Raw genomic sequence first — 18040 nt, forward strand, 5'->3', positions numbered from 1 at the left:
CTGAAGCAACGATTACTCCCATCATTTATCCCTCCAAAATTGCTTTGAAAAATTTATTTACAAGTACCTAAATCACTGATCCTAATTCCATTTACCTTTAGGGGTTTTTCAAATAGTCTATTTTAAATCAGGCTCAATCACTAATGCTTCTCTACTTATGATCTTGGCGATTTCCCTTTTGATTGCAGGTTTGTTACTCCTTGTGAAAGGAGCCGATTGGCTGGTCGATGGTGCTTCAGTGTTGGCTAAAAAACATCAGGTTTCCGATCTCGCCATCGGCTTGACCATAGTCGCTTTTGGCACTTCGGCTCCAGAACTGGTCGTAAACGCTGTCGCCTCTTTCGGAAATTACCCCGATATAGTTTTGGGCAATGTTATAGGTTCCAATAATTTCAACCTGTTTATCATCCTCGGCATCGCTGCTCTGATCACACCGCTGACAGTGCAGTCCAGTTCAGTATGGAAAGAAATCCCATTTTCACTGGTGGCGGTAATTGTGCTGTTTTTCCTGGCAAACAGTTTTTTCAGCTCCGACATCCCTAGACTATCATCTATAGATGGGATTATACTTTTGACACTTTTTGCCGCTTTTCTATATTATGTCTTCACCCAATTGAAATCTGACCCGTCCATTGAACCGGTGACACAGAAGAACTATTCCAACCTGAAGATATGGGGGTTGATTCTCGCTGGTTTGGCAGGATTGATTATCGGGGGAAAACTAGTCGTGGACAATGCCGTAGAGATGGCACAATCCCTAGGGGTCAGTGAAAAAATCATCGGACTCACCATCATAGCCGCAGGGACTTCACTCCCAGAACTTGCAACTTCAGTAGTAGCTTCAATAAAAAAGAACAATGACATTGCTATCGGGAATATAATAGGATCCAACATATTCAATATCTTCCTGATCCTAGGCATTAGTTCACTGATTAGACCATTAGATTATACAGTGGCATTTAACACTGACCTTCATATGCTTGGCGCAGGGACACTTTTCTTGTTTTTGGCTATGTTTATCGGAAAATCAAAAAGACTTGATCGCTGGGAAGCAGCTATTTTACTGGTGGCTTATGTTGGGTACACAGTTTATTTGATAAATGGAGAGATTTAAAATTCAGTAGATACCCGCATATTTGATTGATTATAAGCTTAGTACACCGAATACATCTGGTTTTCTCAAGAAAAGAGGCAAGCATTTCTTTTTCCTTATCGTTTCGCTCCAACTTATCCTCACAAATCCACCTTTGATCATTTTTTGACAGAATTTTCAGAAAAATCAAAATATATTTCCGGGATCTTTAACCTAGGCCTCTTATGCTATAGGCAAAATCATATAAATCCCAAACCTAACCAGACTCTGATGTCTCTTGCATTCCCAGATCTTTACATTAAGATTTTCCTATCCATTTTTCTGAGTCTGAATATAAGCCTCCCTTTACTATCGCAGCAAAACCAGAAAAGAAATGTCTATGGCACTATCCTCGAAGAGGGGTCAAATACACCTCTTCCCTTTGCTTCTATTGGTATCTATACTGAAACTGACAGTCTTATATCAGGTGGGTTAAGCGACGAAGACGGTGCCTTTCAGATAATAGTGCCAAATGGTAAATTCTATGCTTTGATTGAATTCATGGGCTATGAGCCTTTTAAATCTAGCCTGATTACAATTTCCAAAGACTCTCCTTCTCGGGATTTAGGATCAGTATTTATGAAAATCTCTGCTGAGAATCTTGATGAAGTCGTGGTTCAGGGCGAAAAAACAATTATGGAATTATCTCTTGACAAACGGATATTCAATGTAGGTAAAGATCTGGCGAATGCTGGAGGAAATGCCAGTGATATACTGATGAACCTTCCTTCAATAGCAGTAGATACTGAAGGAAACGTACGGCTAAGAGGATCTGCCAATGTCCGGATTTTGATTGACGGAAAACCTTCAGGCTTAGTAAGTTTTAAGGGCAGTGCTGGCCTCCGGCAGCTACCAGCAAATATGATCGAGCGGGTGGAAGTCATCACCAACCCTTCTGCACGCTATGAGGCTGAAGGAATGGCGGGTGTAATCAACATCATATTGAAAAAAGACAATAACCAGGGATTTAACGGCTCATTTGAACTGGTGGGGGGTACTCCTACCAACCTTGGATTTACAGCCAATTTGAATTATCGTCACAAGCGCATCAATTGGTTTATCAATTACGGCCTTACTTATAGACATTCTCCAAATGTAGGAGAGCTCTATCAGGAAACCTATGGCACCGACACTACTTTTATCCTGAATCAAAACAGCGAAGGGGTGGTCAAAAGTATGAATAACAATATACGCGGCGGATTAGACTATTATTTCAGCGAAAACAGCATCCTGACTTTATCCTATTTGTGGAGGAGATCTGACGCACATAGAAATACCGATATCCGTTATGAAGATTCTTGGAATTCAGTAAACAATCTTCAGAGCTACACCTTGAGAAATCAGGACGAAACGGAAGCAGAACCCAATTCTGAAATTTCCATGAATTACAAGAAGAGTTTCGAACGTAAAGGACATGAACTGACGGGAACCTTGACTTATTTGAACTATTGGGAAAATTCGGATCAGGTTTTCACGCAGAATTCTTTTACTCCTGAGGGGAAACCCATAGCAGGTTCTTCAGTGCTACAAACGTCTTTAAACGACGAATATGAGAACCAATATTTGGCCATGTTGGACTACGTACAGCCCTTTGCAAAAGAGGGGAAATTTGAAACTGGCTTCAGAACGAGTTTCCGGGAAATGAAGAATGATTACCTGGTAGAGCAGGAAGGTGAAAACGGTGATTTTGAGCCTATTCCTGGCTTGGACAATATTTTCCTGTATGATGAAAACATTCTTGCGGCTTACAGTATTTTGGGAAACACCACAAATAAATGGAGCTACCAAGGAGGTCTTAGGGTAGAATATACCGATGTCAAAACCACATTGGAAGAAACTAACGAAGTGAATCCAAGAAAATATACCAATTTCTTCCCAAGTGCCCATCTGACCTATAATCTTACGCAAGAGAACGCATTTCAGCTTTCGTACAGCCGTCGTATAAGACGTCCTGTTTACAATGACCTCAGTCCCTATGTCACACTATCAGACTCAAGAAATTTTTTCAGCGGTAACCCCGATTTGAACCCGGAATATACCAATGCATTTGAACTGGGACATATTAAGTATTTTGACCGGGGCACATTATTCACCACGGTTTATTATAGAAGCACTGATGATAAAATCGAGAGGCTTCGTTCAGTCGATTCAGATGGCAATTCCACTACATTACCTTATAATCTGAATGGTGAGAACTCTTTTGGAGTGGAGCTTAGCAGTGACTACCAGCTGTATGATTGGTGGAAATTGGATTTTAACGCCAACTTCTTTCATGCGAACATAGATGGAACTAATATCCAAAATGGTTACGAGACCAAGACATACTCCTGGCTTTTCCGGCAGACTTCGAGATTCACTGTCGCAAGCGGATTGGATATTCAGGTTCGTGCAAATTATGATGCTAGGCAGAAAACCGTGCAGGGAGTAAGAAAAGGCATTTTCTTTATGGATCTTTCAGCCAGCAAAAGTGTGTTCCAGGATAGAGGCACTTTAGTGTTCAATGCTACGGATATCTTTAACACAAGAAGGAACAGATTTATAAGCGAAGGAGAGAATTTCTATACTGTGGGAGACTCCCAATATCAGCGACGTCAGCTTATCCTCACTTTGAGCTATAGGCTAAAACAATAATGTTTTAAGCCAGCTTCCGAAACAGGTCAAATTGACCTGTTTTTCTTTTGTATTGACCTCTAACAAAAAGTCTTGGGATATTCCCTTATTTTTGAAGACTTCAGTTTAAACCTAATAGTTCATGCGTTATCCTATCCGAATTCTTTCTATAATTTTTCTTTTCTCGATAGTCGGAAGCTCTGTTCTTGCCCAGCAAAATGATCTTTTAACCTTAGAACGGATCTATGCTTCCAATGAATTCCGACAGGAAAGACTACAACCCATCCAATGGATAGAGAATGGAGCGGCTTATGTCACCGTAGAAAATGAAAATGAGCTGGTGAGATGGGACAGTAAAAATTTGGAGAAAAGCTCTTTTGTCCCCGGCATTGCTTTGCAAAGCAATGGAAAACCACTTCAGATCGAATCCTTCAGCCTTTCTGATGACGGCACCAAAGTATTGATTTTCACCAACTCAAGCCGGGTCTGGAGATCCAATACCAAGGGTGATTATTATGTCTATGATTTGAATAGTAAAGCATTGAAGCAATTGGGTAAAGAGTTTGAACCCTCTTCTCTTATGTTCGCCAAGTTTTCGGCAGACAATTCCAAAGTCGCTTATGTACAGAAGTTCAATCTGTATGTAGAGGACTTCAATACAGGCAAGGTCACTCAATTGACCAGCGATGGCACAGACAAAATCATAAATGGAACCTTTGACTGGGCTTATGAAGAAGAGTTTGGGAAAAGAGATGGGTTTGATTGGAGTCCCGATGCCGCGTACATTGCTTTTTGGCAGATCGATGCTGCGGAGATTGGCACATTTTACATGATCAACAATACGGATTCGGTCTATTCCAAACCTATTCCATTGCAATACCCCAAAGTCGGACAGGAGCCGGCAGGAGCCAAAATCGGACTGATCGATTTGGCTTCCCAAAAGACCAAGTGGATACCGGTTCCAGGTGGTGAAAAAGAAAATTATCTGCCTGGCATGCAGTGGATCAATGAAGATATGCTTTTAATCCAGCAGATGAACCGCAAACAAAACCAACTGAGTATCTGGACTTACAAGCCTTCGAATGAGGAATTGAAAAAGATTTACGTGGAGACGGAAGAAACCTGGGTGGATCTGGCCTATCCTGATTTGTCCAGATATGGATGGAGTGATAATAGCTTGCCGCTGGTCGATAATGGAAAATCTTTTCTACGAATGACCGAAAATGACGGTTGGAGGCATATTTACAAAATTGAGATAGCTACAGGAAAGAAAACCTTGATCACGCCCGGAGAATTTGATGTGGCCTCTTTTGGAGGGCTTTCTGCCAAAGAAGTATTTTTTATTGCTTCTCCTGACAATGCTACCCAACGCTATCTATATGCGACTGATTTGGCTGGAAAGGGAAAGATGAGACGAGTAACACCGGAGGCTTTCGAAGGAGTAAACACCTATGACATTGCTCCAAACGGGCAATTTGCTGTACATAATAATCAAAGCACAACAGAGCCATTGACCACAAGACTGGTTTCCCTGCCGAAACACGAAACAGTAAAAACGCTGGTAGAAAACGAGGTCTACAAAGCCCAATTAGCTTCCCTCAAAACTCCTGACATCAAATTCACGACAGTGACCACTTCCGAGGGAGTTACTATGGATGCACGGATAATTTACCCGGTTGATTTCGATGAATCAAAAAAATATCCTGTCCTATTCCATGTGTATGGTGAGCCTTGGAGCACTGTTGCCACGGATACTCAAGTTGGACTCTACAATATTATGCTGGCACAAAAAGGCTACTTCATCATCGACATGGACAATCGGGGCACACCTACTCTGAAAGGGAGCGATTGGAGGAAAAGCATCTATAGAAAAATCGGAGTGATCAATGCCCAAGATCAAGGTCTCGCTGCCAAAGAATTGTTAAAACTTCCCTATTTGGATGAAAGCCGTGTCGCAGTATGGGGATGGAGCGGTGGCGGATCCATGACGCTGAACCTGATGTTTAAATTCCCGGAAGTATATCACACAGGAATGTCCGTAGCTGCCGTTTCCAATCAGCTGATTTACGATAACATTTATCAAGAGCGATACATGGGACTGCCACAGGAAAACATGGAGGATTTTGTCAAAGGATCGCCCATTACCTATGCTAAAAACCTAGAAGGCAATCTATTGATCGTCCATGGCACCGGAGATGACAATGTCCACTACCAAGGTGCGGAAATGCTGATGAATGAGCTGATCAAACACAATAAGCAATTCCAGATGATGCCTTATCCCAACCGCTCCCATGGGATTTATGAAGGGACTGGAACGAGCTTGCATTTGTATACTTTGTTGACAAATTATCTGATGAAGCACACCCCAGTGAATTAATTATCAATAGATTAGGAATAGTAAACTATTTTATTTTTCTTACTATTAAAAATTAGTAGATCTATGAAAAATACATTTAATAATTCCCACAAACGCTACCAAAGAAAGCTAAGAGTTGGTTTTCTTACAGCCATTTGCTTGTTTATTGGAGGAATAGCATTTTCCATTTCAAAGCTCGCCGCTGCTCCTGACGCAGAACACCTTATAGCTGAAAAAACCGCAAAAGGACTTATCCTTAGCCCAGAAAAGAAACCAATTCCAGGTGCGGTAATTACTGTCAAGGATACAACTACTGGAACCGTAGCAGATATAAATGGAGTTTTTTCCATGGACTTGCAATACTTCAAAGAAGAAAATGTAACCCTAAAAATCTCTATGGTTGACTACGAATCCACTGAAGTGGTAGTAAGGACAAGCAAATTGCCAAAAGATCTGGGTAAAATCACACTTCAAAAAGAAACTGACTAAAGATTGCATTTACAACCACCCCAGTTAACTGGCTCCTATATTACAAAAGCAGTTGGAGTGATCGCTCTGACTGCTTTTTCTTTGGCCATTTCGATCTCCAGTTTACCCCAAAACTTTTATTCCATTCTGCAACTCTTTATCTAACGAACCAATAGGAAGAGGGCGAGCAGTTAGCAAATCAAAAAACCAATTCTGAGAGCTGTGATTTTAGTTAAGAGAACGGGCACTGGAATTGCCGCTGATATGAATGGTTTCTTTGAATTGAATCTCTCTATGTTTACCAAAAACCATCATTCTAGTGATCACATAATATGATTCTACAAGTATTGAGGTTGATGTCAAAACAGCCAAGACTCATGAAAGATCTTGGACGGATCAGATTTAATAAAAACAAAAACTGACGATATTTACATTAATTGAGTCAATAAACTGACGGTATTTACATTAATTACGTCAGTAAGATGACTGAATTTGTATTAATTGAGTCAGTTGTACATTAGAATCAAGTAGAAAATCATACATTGCACTGTATTTCAACTCGATAGAAAGTGCAAAATATCCCGAGAGCTTTACAAGCCAATTTCCATCGTAAACTCAAGCCAAACAAGGTATTGATGATCCTTGGCCCGAGAAGGTCTGGGAAAACTGCGCTTGTACGGCAATTTACCAAGGATGTCGATCCGCAAAAAAGCCTGATCCTCAATGGAGAAGATGTGTTGGATGCAGCACTTTTGCAGGAGAGGTCAGTGGCAAATTATAGCAGATTGCTGGCCGGCAAAAACTTGCTGGTCATCGACGAGGCGCAGCATATTCCGGACATCGGACTCATTCTCAAACTAATAGTGGATAGTATCGATGGGATACAAGTGATCGCTACCGGTTCCTCTTCATTTGATATGCACCAGCAGGTGGGGGAGCCTTTGGTAGGCAGAAAGAACACCCTATTTCTTTATCCACTGGCACAGATGGAATTTGCGAAAATAGAAGATTTCAAAACTACACTTGAAAAACGTGAAGAACGCTTGATTTTCGGAGGCTATCCGGAACTCACGCATTATCCCGATTGGAAGGACAAGGAAGAATACCTCTACCAGATCATGAACGACTATCTTTTGAAAGATATTCTGATGGTCGATGGGGTAAAGAATTCCGATAAACTCTACTCATTGCTTCGGCTGATAGCTTTTCAAGTGGGAAAAGAGGTCTCTCTGGAAGAACTGGGCAAGCAACTGGGAATGTCAAAAAATACGGTAGAGCGCTATTTGGATCTGCTGTCCAAAGTATTCGTAGTGTTCAAGATCGGCGGATACAGCCGAAATCTCCGCAAAGAAATCGTAAAAAGCAATCGATGGTACTTCTTTGACAATGGAGTGCGAAATGCCATAATCCGGAATTTCAACCGACTTGACCTTCGGGCTGATGTAGGTGATTTATGGGAAAATTACTTGGCAGTAGAACGCAGGAAATTTCAGAATTATAGTCACATGCACTGCACTAACTATTTCTGGAGGACATACGATCAGCAAGAAATCGACTGGGTGGAAGAAGAGGGAGATTTGCTTCGGGCTTTTGAATTCAAATACCAACCCAATAAACCTCCCAAAGTCCCGGCCGCTTGGGCAAAGGCCTATCCGGAAGCGAGCTATGAGGTTATTCATTCCGGGAATTATCTGGACTGGATTGGAGCCTAGGCATCTGAAAAAAAAGAAAACCCTTGAGGTCGTTTGACTTCAAGGGTTTTGAAATTCTAAGAGTTAATTTCAATTAGTTGATCTTATTTAAGATCCATGGAACAAGCCCTGAGCTGACAGCCAGTTTAGCAATTTTTTCCAAATCCCAAACTTCAAGTCCTTCCATATCAGAATTAAGCTTTAATTCATTTGGAGAGTGATAGACATAATAAAATCTATTATATGATTCTGATCCTTTGATGTTTGCAAAATGAGACTCATATTCTTGAAATTGCCTTAAGGTCGTTGAACTTTTAACTTGAACTAAAATTCTTTCACCAGTTACCGGAGCTTTTAATTCAATATCTTTCTCTTTCTGCACTCCGCCAATACTATTTGTTCTCAAATACCCGGCCTGTCTAAATATCAAATCAATAAAGACCTCGAAGTCCTTCGGCATCAATTTCTGAATACACAAAGCAAGGCTATTTTCCAGAGCTTCTAGATCCTTCTTTACAGAAATCACTTCAGGCAATTCCTCTCCATTAATTTTCTTTACGAGATAATCAAAGTCGTCTACATTACATATTGTCCCTTGAAACCCCTGAGTTTTGAGCAAGTTACCGCTCAGATTATCAACCAACAATGTCTTTCTATCAATCGATTCATTTGACCATTGACCAATAACTCTTTTCTCTTTCTCACCATTATCAATTCCATAGACATCCTTCTCAGCGAAACACCAATATAAATGCTGTGCATGAAAAGTAATCCAAAGCACACTCTCGTCAGAATCATAAAAATGTCTGATCTGATTTGTGTAAGAAGTTATAGTTTTAGGTACTTTATCACTATACACTTTCGAAACAGCCCCCGTCAAATCCGCTAATATATCTTCATGTCTGGCTTCTTTGTAGCTTAATTTTAGAACGTTATTTTTAAAACATTCCTTTGCCCAACTGCCCTTTTCTCCCAGCTTTATGAACAGTGCCTTAGACGGCTTGATTTTTTCTCTCATTCTTTTTATGGTTTAAGTTAAAATTTAATTCCCTGGATATTTCTCCCACCATTCCTCATCCTGCTCAAAGCTATTTCCCTTCACTCCAATGGCTAAATCCTCCGCTATTTCCAGGACTATAGCCGCTCCATGCAAATTGCTTTGCCATTTGTCAGGAATACTGTCTCTACCATTGATAAGTCCAAGAATATTCCCCGTAATAGCTCCTGTACTATCAGAATCACCCGAATGATTTATGGCAGCAATCACACCCTTTTCAAAATCACTTTCATAACGAATTGCACATAGCAAACTAATAGCAAGATCTTCCTCTGCAATCCAAGCTCCGCCCAGTTTTTGTAAATCTTCAGGTTCCAGATCTCTTTGGTCTGCCTCTTTCAAAACCGAAAACATCTTAAGAACTGCTTCTTCAACTTCATCATGATCAGGTTGCTGGGTTAGAATTTCCATACATTTCCAGATTGCAGTTCTGAGGTTATCCCCATTCGTCAAAAAAGCAATCAAAGCCGCAAAGAACCCGCCACTAAGGTAACCTGTAGGATGTCCATGAGTAAGAGCAGACAAATGACAACCTTCACTGAATGCCCTATCAGGATTATCGCTAAACATCAACCCCACAGGTGCCATTCTCATAATTGTACCACATCCCTTACTGTCATTAATTGGATTTTTCATACTTCCCATTTTTCCATTTCTCAATGCTTGAAGGCATGTATTCCCAGGTGCTCTACAAGAATACAATTCTTCTTGAGTAAGCAGCCATCCACTATAAAGCATATCTGGATTAAGCAATCTACTATGAACTTCCCCAAAAGAATTTGATTGAGTAAGAAGCCATCTCCTATATGAGTAAAATGTAATCTGATGCAGGGCTCCCCCTATGCCTCGCAGCATCGCCCGATGTCTTGCCCTAAGTAAACCCTCCGCAGTAAATAAGCTCATTTGAGTATCATCCGTGAAGCGGCCCCGTCCATCTTTGAATTCGACAAAGTCAGAAATTCCTGTGTTGCCATATCTACTTTTGATTTGCCCGATTGACCAAAATTCTATGGGAGCTCCCAAAGCATCTCCAATTGCACCTCCTAACAGACAAGCCTTAAAGGCCTCCGTTTTTGTAAATTTTGATGAATTTTTCATGTCATTTTTTTCACAATTCAGTTCTAAAAAATCCTTGTAGATGTACTATCAAGATAGCGCTATAAACTTTCCAAACACACTTATTGACACATATAGTCAAAATTAAAAGACTCCAGAGAGAAAACTATAGAATATAAAAAAACCCTTGAAGCCTTATCGGCCTCAAGGGTTTTGAATAGTTGAGTAGACTACTGCTTACAACTCAGCAGTTTCCACATTTTTGAAATACACCTGATTATCCGCATCCAGATCCACCAACACGGCAGAGTCATTTTTGATATAGCCGGATAATATTTGTTTGGACAACTCATTCAGTACCAATCGCTGCATGGTTCTCTTCAGCGGTCTTGCTCCGAAGTTTGCGTCAAAGCCAATCTCACCCAAGTAATCCAACACGTCTTTAGTAGCATCGATTTCTATACCTGATTCGGAAAGCCTATGCTGAATTTCCCTCCATTGGATGTCCACTATCTTACGAATGACATCCTTATTGAGCGGCTCAAACATGATCGTTTCATCTATTCTATTCAGGAATTCAGGACGAACCGATTTTTTCAAGAGCTCATACACTTCCGCTTTCGTTTTCTCAAGCACCTCTTCTTTATTCCATTCTTCCATTTCAGCAAATCGCTCCTGGATCAGGTGCGAACCAATATTGGTTGTCAGAATGATGATGGTATTCTTAAAATTCGCTACACGCCCTTTATTATCGGTCAAGCGGCCATCATCCAAAACCTGTAAGAGAATGTTGAACACATCAGGATGTGCTTTTTCAATCTCATCCAGCAAGATCACTGAATAGGGTTTTCTTCGAACCGCCTCAGTCAATTGCCCTCCTTCATCGTAGCCCACGTAGCCCGGAGGCGCTCCCACCAGCCGGCTGACGGCATGTCTTTCTTGGTATTCAGACATATCGATCCGCACCATTGCGTTTTCATCATTGAAGAGATATTCCGCCAAGGCTTTAGCAAGCTCAGTCTTACCTACGCCGGTAGTACCCATAAAGATAAAGCTACCGATAGGACGCTTCGGATCTTGCAACCCAGCGCGACTTCTACGGACAGCATCGGACAAGGCCGTAATCGCCTCTTTTTGGCCAGCTACTCTTCTTCCAAGCTCATCCTCGAGATGCAGTAACTTTTCCCGCTCGGATTGGATCATTTTATTCATCGGGATACCTGTCCACTTGGACACTACCGCAGCTATATCTTCCTGATCCACCTCTTCTTTAAGAAGCGGTGAACCTGCCTGCATCTCTGCCAACTGAGATTTGAAGGACTCCAATCGCTGCTCAGCCTCACCTATTTTACCATAACGGATCTCTGCTACTTTACCAAAATCCCCGGCTCTTTCGGCTTGCTCAGCTTCCAGCTTATAATTATCAATCCGCTCTTTCTCACGCTGTATTCCGGTGATCACGGCTTTTTCACTTTCCCATTTGGCTTTTACGCTGTCCCGCTTTTCAGCCAGCTCAGCCAGTTCTTTACTTAGGACTGTTTCTTTGTCTTTATTCTTTTCTCTACGGATAGCCTCTCGCTCGATCTCCAACTGCATGATTCTACGATTCAGCTCATCCAGTTCCTGCGGTAAGGAATCAATCTCCATCCTCAATTTGGCAGCAGCTTCATCCATCAAGTCAATTGCCTTATCCGGTAAGAAACGATCAGAAATGTACCGCTGCGAAAGTTCCACTGCCGCTATAACTGCATCATCCTTGATCCGCACACCATGGTGCAATTCGTATTTATCCTTAATCCCCCGAAGAATAGAAATCGCATCCGCAGCATCCGGTTCATCGACTATCACAGCCTGGAATCTACGTTCCAGTGCCTTATCTTTCTCAATGTACTTCTGGTATTCCTTCAGCGTGGTCGCTCCTATCGCATGGAGTTCCCCTCTTGCTAAAGCCGGCTTCAACAAGTTAGCCGCATCCATGGCTCCTTCTCCTCCTCCACCAGCTCCGATCAAGGTATGGATCTCATCGATGAATAGAATAATCTCACCTTCTGCGTCAGTGACTTCCTTGATTACAGCTTTTAACCGCTCCTCAAACTCACCTTTGTACTTGGCCCCGGCAACGAGCAAGCCCATATCCAGAGAAATCAAGGTCTTGGATTTAAGATTTTCAGGAACATCTCCAGAAACGATTCTTTGTGCCAACCCTTCTACGATTGCGGTTTTACCCACACCGGGTTCACCCAATAGAATCGGGTTGTTTTTGGTTCTACGGGCCAAGATCTGAAGCACTCTCCTAATCTCTTCATCGCGGCCTATCACAGGGTCAATCTTTCCCTTCTTGGCCATTTCATTCAGGTTTTTGGAGTATTTTTCCAATGCCTGATACTTGCTTTCTGCGTTAGGATCGGTCACTTTATTTCCTTTTCTAAGTTCTTTGATAGCTTCGATCAAAGGCTTCTCGGAAATCCCCTGATCTTTTAGAATTTTTGCGGTAGCATCACCTGCAGCTAATATTCCCAACAACAAATGTTCTACAGCCACATACTCATCTCCAAAGGTCTTGAGATAATCCTTCGCTTTAGAAAGCACCTGGTTGGAATAATTGGAAAGGTAAGGCTGCTGGCCACCGCTTACTTTGGGTAATTTTGCTAGTTGATCATCAACTTTTTGAGTAATCAGCTGCTTACTTGTTCCGAACCTCTTAAAAAGAAAGTCCGTCACATTCTCATCTTCTGAGAGTATTCCCTTCAAGAGGTGGGCAGGTTCAATTGCAGGCTGTCCTGCCCCAGAGGCGATTTCCAAAGCCTTTTGAATTGCCTCTTGGGATTTAATAGTGAATTGTTTGAAGTCCATAGTATAGCCGGTCATTAGTGGCGTATTAATTTACAAACTAGGACGAAGGGATTCAACTATTCGTCCTCATTACACCCTCTATGATCAAAACCACCTCCAATTACTTTTTTCGGTCAAAATGACTGGAAAACTCACATAAACCGCTTGACACACGGAAAAAATGACAGAATTATATTCTGATTATTAGGATTTCCCGACATAACGTGCGTCTAATATTCTGATTTTTTATATAGTAGTTAATTCTTTTTCCCACTAGTCATTTCCGCTACTGATTTTTGTCAAAATGAATTCACTTACTACAGAAGAAAATATCCTAGAACTGATCCTCAAAATCCGCAATCAAAAAGTAATGTTAGATTCTGATCTGGCGGAGATGTATGGGGTACCTACTAAACGACTCAATGAACAAGTAAAAAGAAACTCTGATCGTTTCCCCGAGGATTTTATGTTTCAATTAAAGGAGGACGAATGGAGAAACTTGAAGTCGCAATTTGCGACCTCAAGATGGGGAGGCAGACGAACTCCACCATATGTCTTTACCGAACAGGGAGTAGCGATGTTATCTTCCGTATTGAATAGTGCTCAAGCAATCCAGGTGAATATTTCTATTATGAGGATTTTTGTAAAAATGAGAGATTGGGCCATGAACTATTCTGATTTGCAGGACAAAATCCATGAACTGCAGCAATCTGAATCTGATCAAAATCACCACATTGCTAAAATCTATCAGATTATTGAGGAACTTCTAAAGCCTGCCATAGGCGAAAGAAAAGCTATCGGATTTAAAAAGTAGAACCCTGCTTTCTAGATGAAAGCAGGGTTCATTATTTTAATCAAAAGAAATCACTTTTGGCCCGCAGCATAATCCTCCACTGCCTGCCAAACTCTGAACACATTTTTATAGCATATTTTCTCAATCTCCTCCCTTGAGTATCCCCTCTTTAAAAGTTCCGCAATCAGATTAGGATACATGGACACATCCTTCAGGCCGGTAGGCAAGGTATCACCTACCCCATCAAAATCAGACCCTAAACCCACATAATCAATTCCCACCAGATTTTTCACATAGTCGATATGATCCGCTACTCGCTGAACTGTAGGGAATGGATTGTTGGCAGCTGTATATTCAGAAATGTATGCCTGGGCGGCAGAATCCCTTCTTGAAAGATTATTCTCTGCAAGCCAATTCACTAGGTGTTCTCTAACAGCAGTGCTTCCCGCAGCATAGGCAGAATCAATAAATGTCCCTCCAAAATTGATCATCATCACTCCTCCGTTTTTAGCCAATGCCTGAATCAATTCGTCATTCATATTACGCTCAAAACCCGGAGTAAACGCCCTTACTGAGGAATGGGAAGCTATAGCGGGTGCTTTCGTAATTGCCAGAGCATCCTTAAAAGTCTCATCAGACACGTGCGACACATCCACCATAATCCCCACTCTGTTCATCTCTGCCACGACTTGCTCACCGTATTCGCTCAGACCATTGTAAAGCCTCACTGTATCATAACTACTATCTCCGATCAAATTGGCCTTACCATGTGTAAGCGTGATGTATCGAATGCCACGTCCGTGAAAATATTCCACATTGGAAATATCATCTTCCAGCGCCGATCCATTTTCCATCCCCATAGGCAGGGACACTTTGCCTTCGGCAAAATTCCTCTCTACGTCAGCTGGACTATAGGCCATGGCAAATTTATCCGGAAAAGTCTCTGCCAATCGCTCCGTCATGAGTATCAGGGAGTCTGCCAGTCCCTTGGATGATCCCGCCTTCTGCTGAAGGCCTGCAGGTATATATATGGACATAAATGGCGCATCTAGTCCTCCCTCCTTCGCCCTAGGAAAATCGAAATTGCCATCCGGCGTACGTACCGACACATCCAGCACTTCTCTCTGCAGTGTAAATCCGCCTACCTTCATACGGTAAGGCAAATCGACATGTCCATCTACCATGATGGTCTCATGTGCGATTTCCTTGGCAACTTCCAGGCGTTGCTCATCTGACATCTTCGTGTAATCGACCGTAACTTCAGCTTCTCTGGATGAACACCCAAACACTAAACTGGAAGCAATCACTAAAGTAAAATATCTTCTCATAAGTTGGTGGTTTATATTTATGCGTAAGATAATTGGTTTTTCCAATTGAATTTTAAATTATCCATCAACGGGAATAAATACTGACTTTTAGTGCAATTCCGTCTCAGCAATACCCAACTTTAAGAAATCATGCGCTTGAATCAGCAAAAAAACCAAAAATCACACCTTAAAAAAAACAAACATGCAATTCACCCAACCCCCTTTCAACTTAAATTCCATCCCCTTAATTAGATGAAAACCTAAGACATTTCCCTTTTCTTTGACATGAAAGTTCTTTTATCGTAACTTTTCACCAGGCGTTAAATCCTTCATACGCAATGCTCACCTATTCAGTATTTTAAACCAACCTTTGACATATTTAAATCCGAACTCATGAACACTAAATTGAAATTCGCCCTCGTCGGCATCACATCCACCTTGCTTTTTGCACAATGTAGTCCTCAAAAAACAGAAGAATCCACCGTTGAGGAAGGGACTGTGGAAGCGGTCAAAACTCCTTCTCTAACAAAAATATGGGAAACAGACACCACTTTAATAACGAATGAATCCGTACTATATGACAAGTCCACAGGAAAAATCTACGTATCCAATATTGAGGGAGAACCGTCAGGTAAAGACGGAAAGGGGTCAATATCAATTTTAGACCAGGAAGGAAATATCGTCGATCAGGAGTGGGTTACCGGCTTGGACGCTCCCAAAGGGATGGGCATTGCCAATGGGAATCTCTACGTAACGGATATCGATCAACTTATTGAAATAGATCTGGAGTCGGGTGACATCACTAAAAAACACCCTGTAGAAGGTGCTGTTTTTTTAAACGATGTGGCTACTTATGAGAGCAAAGTGTATTTTACAGACATGAATACCGGTAAAATCCATATGCTTGAAGACGGAAAAATATCCATTGTGGCGGAGGGGCATTCTTCTATCAACGGCATTGCTGTAGATCCAAAAGGATCAGTGTATGGTCTTGACGGAGAAGGTTTTAAAATGATCAATCTGGACGGGACAGCCATGCTGCTCAATAAAAATGTAACAGGAGGAGATGGGCTTGTTATTCTTGGAGATGGCAATTACCTGGCTTCCCGCTGGGCAGGAGAGGTTTATTTCATCAATGCCGAAGGTGAAACTCTTCTTTTAGACACCAAGGCTGAGGAGTCAAACACAGCGGATATTGGATTTATCCCCGGAGAAAACATAGTCCTTGTCCCTACTTTCTTCAAAAACAAGGTAGTCGCATACAAGCTTGACTATTAATTCAATTTTGTTCCATTAAAACGAAAGAGCCTCCGATCAGAGGCTTTTTTAAATATATTGAACCCAAGTGCCAAAATAAGCCTTATACTTACAAATGGCACGCTTAGGAATCCAAGATGTCATTTTCCCCGTTTAGGAAAGTAAGAACTCTTTTTAGTAAAAGGGTTAATTTCTCATCCTAACTTGGGACAAGTTTAAAATCTTCCCACGACAGATAGTATAATTCTATCATTTATTCTCCCAATTGTAAGTAAATTTGTCCAAACTCAAAATCATCCCGAGAAGGAGCATATCCGGGCATAAATATATCAAAGATGAAGTCAGCTGAAATAGATTACGAACTAGAAAAGAACATCGAGGTTATTTCTCAATTAGATGATCTTGTTGGAGAGGCTGTGGATAATATTCTGGTAGATCCAGACAAATGTTGGCAACCTTCGGATTTCCTACCCGATTTCGGAGATCCCGATATTCATGATGAAATCAAATCTCTTCAAAAAAGATCCGAGGGGATTCCAGATACGGTATTGACATCTTTGGTCGGGAACATGATCACCGAAGAAGCCCTGCCTAGTTACCAAACTTACTTTAATTTAATTCCCGGCATCAATTCGGAGCGAAGCTTATTGTCAGAATCCGGATGGGTACGCTGGTCCAAATCCTGGACTGCCGAGGAAAACCGCCACGGCGACCTGTTAAATAAGTATCTCTATATGACAGGACGAGTGGACATGAAGGCAGTAGAGCAGACCATCCATAGGTTATTGATGAATGGGTTCGATCCTAATTCAGGGAATGATCCGTATCAGGCTATCGTCTATACTTCTTTTCAGGAAAGAGCCACTAAAATCTCCCATGTCAATACCGGTAAGCTTGCGGATATCGCTGGAGATCCCGTTCTGGGAAGAATCTGCAAACAAATAGCAGGAGATGAAGCCAGGCATGAAAAAGCATATAAAAGCTTTATGTCAGCAATATTTGAAATCGACCCAAATGGAGCCATCATTGCTTTTGAAAAGCTAATGAGAAAGCAAATCGTGATGCCTGCCGTGCTGATGGGGAAAGGCGGATCCAACCCTTCGCTATTTACCCAATTCTCTGAAGTAACCCAGAAAGTGGGGATCTATACAGGATGGGATTATGCCAGGATCATTGATCACTTGGTAAGCCTCTGGAAAATCGAAAACCTGACCGGCTTAAATGATGTGGCTGCCAAAGCCCAGGATTATCTGGCAAAGTTATCTGAAAGGTATATGAGATTAGCTGATCGAATGAAAGCTCCAGAAGAGGTAAAACTTGCATGGCTTAAGTAGCCGACAAATCATATTATTTCAAGAGGCTGTCTCAAAAGTAGCTAGTTTAAAAGGCTAGTCGATTTCTCGGCTAGCCTTTCCTGTTTTAACTCAAAACATGTATTTTGAGGTGTGCAAAAACAAGACTTAAATGTAGCCTTTAAGGAC

At 41.5% G+C, this 18040-nt stretch carries 12 protein-coding genes; 8 read left to right on the forward strand and 4 right to left on the reverse strand.

Features of this window, described 5'->3' with window-relative positions:
• The first annotated feature begins 157 nt into the window (after window positions 1-157).
• The 5 genes from LZF95_RS13770 (at window position 158) to LZF95_RS13790 (ending at window position 8278) form a co-directional block, all read left to right on the forward strand.
• Window positions 158-1114, forward strand: a complete 957-nt coding sequence (locus tag LZF95_RS13770; RefSeq protein WP_233755664.1) for a calcium/sodium antiporter — start codon at window positions 158-160, stop codon at window positions 1112-1114.
• Between the two features lie 249 nt (window positions 1115-1363).
• Complete coding sequence (locus tag LZF95_RS13775; RefSeq protein WP_233755665.1) at window positions 1364-3763, forward strand: outer membrane beta-barrel family protein; 2400 nt, start codon at window positions 1364-1366, stop codon at window positions 3761-3763.
• Between the two features lie 121 nt (window positions 3764-3884).
• Entirely contained in the window at window positions 3885-6119 is a 2235-nt protein-coding gene (locus LZF95_RS13780; protein WP_233755666.1) for a DPP IV N-terminal domain-containing protein, read from the forward strand.
• A 63-nt stretch (window positions 6120-6182) separates the two neighbouring features.
• Window positions 6183-6587 (forward strand): carboxypeptidase-like regulatory domain-containing protein, encoded by a 405-nt coding sequence (locus LZF95_RS13785; RefSeq protein ID WP_233755667.1) that lies wholly within the window; start codon window positions 6183-6185, stop codon window positions 6585-6587.
• Between the two features lie 548 nt (window positions 6588-7135).
• On the forward strand, window positions 7136-8278 hold the full coding sequence (locus LZF95_RS13790; protein WP_233755668.1) for an ATP-binding protein: 1143 nt from the start codon (window positions 7136-7138) through the stop codon (window positions 8276-8278).
• Window positions 8279-8351: 73 nt separating this feature from the next.
• Here LZF95_RS13790 and LZF95_RS13795 read toward each other — a convergent pair whose 3' ends face one another.
• The 3 genes from LZF95_RS13795 to clpB form a co-directional block, all read right to left on the reverse strand.
• Window positions 8352-9275 (reverse strand): restriction endonuclease, encoded by a 924-nt coding sequence (locus LZF95_RS13795; protein ID WP_233755669.1) that lies wholly within the window; start codon window positions 9273-9275, stop codon window positions 8352-8354.
• A gap of 24 nt (window positions 9276-9299) precedes the next feature.
• Window positions 9300-10412, reverse strand: a complete 1113-nt coding sequence (locus tag LZF95_RS13800) for an ADP-ribosylglycohydrolase family protein (protein WP_233755670.1) — start codon at window positions 10410-10412, stop codon at window positions 9300-9302.
• A gap of 195 nt (window positions 10413-10607) precedes the next feature.
• Window positions 10608-13223 carry an ATP-dependent chaperone ClpB gene (clpB, locus tag LZF95_RS13805; RefSeq protein ID WP_233755671.1) on the reverse strand — a complete coding sequence of 872 codons (2616 nt, stop codon included), beginning with the start codon at window positions 13221-13223 and terminating at the stop codon, window positions 10608-10610.
• Window positions 13224-13506: 283 nt separating this feature from the next.
• On the opposite strand from clpB, the gene LZF95_RS13810 reads away from it, so the two are divergent.
• Complete coding sequence (locus LZF95_RS13810) at window positions 13507-14016, forward strand: ORF6N domain-containing protein (protein ID WP_233755672.1); 510 nt, start codon at window positions 13507-13509, stop codon at window positions 14014-14016.
• 50 nt (window positions 14017-14066) lie between these two features.
• Here LZF95_RS13810 and LZF95_RS13815 read toward each other — a convergent pair whose 3' ends face one another.
• Complete coding sequence (locus LZF95_RS13815; protein WP_233755673.1) at window positions 14067-15323, reverse strand: dipeptidase; 1257 nt, start codon at window positions 15321-15323, stop codon at window positions 14067-14069.
• A 372-nt stretch (window positions 15324-15695) separates the two neighbouring features.
• Between LZF95_RS13815 and LZF95_RS13820 the strand changes: the two genes are divergently transcribed.
• On the forward strand, window positions 15696-16580 hold the full coding sequence (locus tag LZF95_RS13820) for an SMP-30/gluconolactonase/LRE family protein (RefSeq protein WP_233755674.1): 885 nt from the start codon (window positions 15696-15698) through the stop codon (window positions 16578-16580).
• Window positions 16581-16894: 314 nt separating this feature from the next.
• Window positions 16895-17893, forward strand: coding sequence for an acyl-ACP desaturase (locus LZF95_RS13825; RefSeq protein ID WP_233755675.1), 999 nt, complete (start codon window positions 16895-16897; stop codon window positions 17891-17893).
• The last annotated feature ends 147 nt before the right edge of the window (window positions 17894-18040 follow it).

Origin of the sequence: Algoriphagus sp. AGSA1, from assembly GCF_021390545.1 — a bacterium.
Classification (GTDB): Bacteria; Bacteroidota; Bacteroidia; order Cytophagales; family Cyclobacteriaceae; genus Algoriphagus.

What these genes read in the sequence shown, in the direction of transcription:
- LZF95_RS13775 (WP_233755665.1), top strand. Translation starts at nt 1,364, where the DNA reads ATGTCTCTTGCATTCCCAGATCTTTACATTAAGATTTTCCTATCCATT.
- LZF95_RS13795 (WP_233755669.1), bottom strand. Translation starts at nt 9,275, where the DNA reads ATGAGAGAAAAAATCAAGCCGTCTAAGGCACTGTTCATAAAGCTGGGA.
- LZF95_RS13770 (WP_233755664.1), top strand. Translation starts at nt 158, where the DNA reads ATGATCTTGGCGATTTCCCTTTTGATTGCAGGTTTGTTACTCCTTGTG.
- LZF95_RS13780 (WP_233755666.1), top strand. Translation starts at nt 3,885, where the DNA reads ATGCGTTATCCTATCCGAATTCTTTCTATAATTTTTCTTTTCTCGATA.
- LZF95_RS13800 (WP_233755670.1), bottom strand. Translation starts at nt 10,412, where the DNA reads ATGAAAAATTCATCAAAATTTACAAAAACGGAGGCCTTTAAGGCTTGT.
- LZF95_RS13820 (WP_233755674.1), top strand. Translation starts at nt 15,696, where the DNA reads ATGAACACTAAATTGAAATTCGCCCTCGTCGGCATCACATCCACCTTG.
- LZF95_RS13815 (WP_233755673.1), bottom strand. Translation starts at nt 15,323, where the DNA reads ATGAGAAGATATTTTACTTTAGTGATTGCTTCCAGTTTAGTGTTTGGG.
- LZF95_RS13825 (WP_233755675.1), top strand. Translation starts at nt 16,895, where the DNA reads ATGAAGTCAGCTGAAATAGATTACGAACTAGAAAAGAACATCGAGGTT.
- LZF95_RS13785 (WP_233755667.1), top strand. Translation starts at nt 6,183, where the DNA reads ATGAAAAATACATTTAATAATTCCCACAAACGCTACCAAAGAAAGCTA.
- LZF95_RS13810 (WP_233755672.1), top strand. Translation starts at nt 13,507, where the DNA reads ATGAATTCACTTACTACAGAAGAAAATATCCTAGAACTGATCCTCAAA.
- clpB (WP_233755671.1), bottom strand. Translation starts at nt 13,223, where the DNA reads ATGGACTTCAAACAATTCACTATTAAATCCCAAGAGGCAATTCAAAAG.